At 66.9% G+C, this 2,329-nt stretch carries 1 protein-coding gene and 1 pseudogene; one reads left to right on the top strand and one right to left on the bottom strand.

Translation table 11 applies throughout. From position 1 onward, the window contains the following. Positions 1-1,302: tetratricopeptide repeat protein (locus TSO352_RS11040; RefSeq protein WP_247872031.1), on the bottom strand; the 1,302-nt coding region annotated here is incomplete at its 3' end. A 571-nt stretch (positions 1,303-1,873) separates the two neighbouring features. Here TSO352_RS11040 and TSO352_RS11035 point away from each other — a divergent pair. Beyond that, positions 1,874-2,329 (top strand): annotated as a pseudogene (locus tag TSO352_RS11035) (hypothetical protein); the annotation flags it as partial.

The raw sequence follows: 2,329 nt of genomic DNA, 5'->3' as shown, positions 1-2,329 counted from the left end.
CCCCGCCGCCGGCTTCAGCCGTTCCGCCCAGCGTTCCACCAGCGCCGGCTCCGCCGCCAGATAGGGCACGCGGTGCGGGATGGTGTCCATCTGGGTGCCGAACACCTCGCCCAGGCTGAGCATCGGCAGGTGGAGGTCGAAGGCGTCGGTGGGGAGCTGGCCGCTGACGAAGCGCTCCACACCGGGCAGGCCGGCCATCACCCGCTGCAGCGGCGCCGGCAGGCCCAGCAGCACGCGCCCGCCGCGGGCGGCCACCAGGGGCACGTAACGGCAGAATTGCAGGGCGTCGCCCAGCCCCTGTTCGCCGTGCAGCAGGATGCGGCGGCCGTCCAGCGGCGCGCCGTCCCAGCGCGGCTTGGGCATGGCGGCGTGGGTGGGGGCGTCCTTGCAGCGCAGCCGCCACTCGTACTCCCGCCACCCCTCCTCGAAGCGGCCGGCGACGAGCAGAGCCATGCCGAGGTTGCGGTGGCTGTCCGGGCCGGCCGGATCGACCGCGATGGCCCGGCGGAAGTTGAGGATCGCCGCGTCCACCCGGTTCTGGTTCAGGCGGGCGTTGCCGTGGTTGGCGTAGCCACCGGGAAAGCCGGGGTCAACCGCGATCGCCCACCTGTGGGCGGCGGCGGCCTCCTCCAGCCGCCCCTGCTCCTGCAGCGACAGCCCGAAGCTGGTGTGGCCGGCGGCGAAGCCGGGGTCGAGGACGACGGCGCGGCGGTGCCAGACCATCGCGTCGACCGGGCGGTCCAGCCCGCGCAGCGCGATGCCCAGGTTGTTGCAGGCGGCGCTGTGGGTGGGGTCGATGGCCAGCCCGCGGGCGTAGGCGGCGACGGCGCCGTCCAGCGCGTCGCGCTCCTGCAGCACGTTGGCCAGCCCGTTGTGGCCCTCCGCCCCGGTCGGGTTGAGGCGGACCGCCCGGCGGTAGGCCTGTTCGGCTTCGGTGGGACGGGCCAGTGTGCGGTGCAGAGCGCCCAGGCTTTCGTAGGGGACCGCCAGATCCGGTCGCAGGGCGATGGCGCTGCGGTAGGCTGCCACCGCTGCTGCCATGCGGCCATGGTCGCGCAGGATGTTGCCGATGTTGATGCGGGGCTCCGCCATACCGGGATCGGCCTGCAGCGCGCGGGTCATCAGCCGCAGCGCCGCGGCGCCCTGGTTTGCGCGCCGGGCGACCAGTCCCAGCAGATGCAGGGCATCGGATTGGTCGGGCGCGATCTCAAGGATGCGGCGGTAGATCCGCGCCGCCACGACCAGTTGGCCGCCCTGATGATGCTGCACCGCGGCGGCGAGCGCCTCCTGAATGGTCGCCATGCTTGATCGGTCGTCCTTGCCCCTGGCCGTCTGCTCGCCGCAACGGAATAACGGTTGTTCTTGAATTCTCCAAGCGCATCCTCGTCGCGGCGATGAGGGAAATACAGTCTGTGTTATGAAATTGTAACAACGATGTTTGGTTCCGGCCAAGCTTGGGCTTGGGGTGGCATGGGGCCGATCTGCAAAAGTCACCCGAGTTTTCACCGCGTCGCGCTCGATTCGAGAACAGACGGTATTTCCCTGCCCCGACGCGGGAAGCGGGGATCGGTAGGCGCAACTTCAAACCTCGCTGTTGCGAATTCGCCATACCCGGCGATTTTCAAGATTTTGCAAAGGCTTGTTGGTGGGTGGACAAGGAGGTGGCTACTCTCCTCCGATAGCGACCGAAAGGTGGGCCGATTCGCCCTACCCACTTCGGTAGAAACGCATTGCCTTGGGCGCATTCCTTCGGATAACAAGGGCATGGTGCGTTAGCTAGCGCTAGGACTGAGTCTGCCTGCCTTCATCCGAACGTCAAGCACACCTTAGAGTGGTTCATCTGCCGGCGAACCAAACCTGAAGGGGATTACTAATGGCTGGAACCTACACCGTAGGCGTTACTACGGGTTCGACCCTAACACTGGGGCAATTCTCAACAATCATCGGTGACGTGGGTACTGACGTCATCACGCTCGGAACATCCGGGAATACGGTGTCGATTTCGGCGTTGGAAACCTTGATCGGTACGGCCGGCACCGATTTCATCACTCTGACTGCTGGTTCCACCCTGCAGGTTTCGCTGCTTGAAACCCTGGTGGGCAGTTCTTCTTCCGACGTCGTGTTCTTGAACGCCACGGTTGGCACGACGATGCTGGTGGACGTCCTCGAGACGATCGTCGGCGCGGCCGGGACCGACGTGATCTCGATCGGCACGTCGGGCTCCACAATGCTGGTGAGCCTGCTTGAGACGATCACCGGCGGCGCGGGCACCGACGTCGTCACGCTGGGCACGGCCGGCAACACCATTCTGGCCACCGGCCTGCTGGAG

The sequence above is a fragment of the Azospirillum sp. TSO35-2 genome (assembly GCF_003116095.1).
Classification (GTDB): Bacteria; Pseudomonadota; Alphaproteobacteria; order Azospirillales; family Azospirillaceae; genus Azospirillum.
Note: the sequence above shows the minus strand (reverse complement) of the source record. Positions and strands in the feature narration are given on the sequence as shown.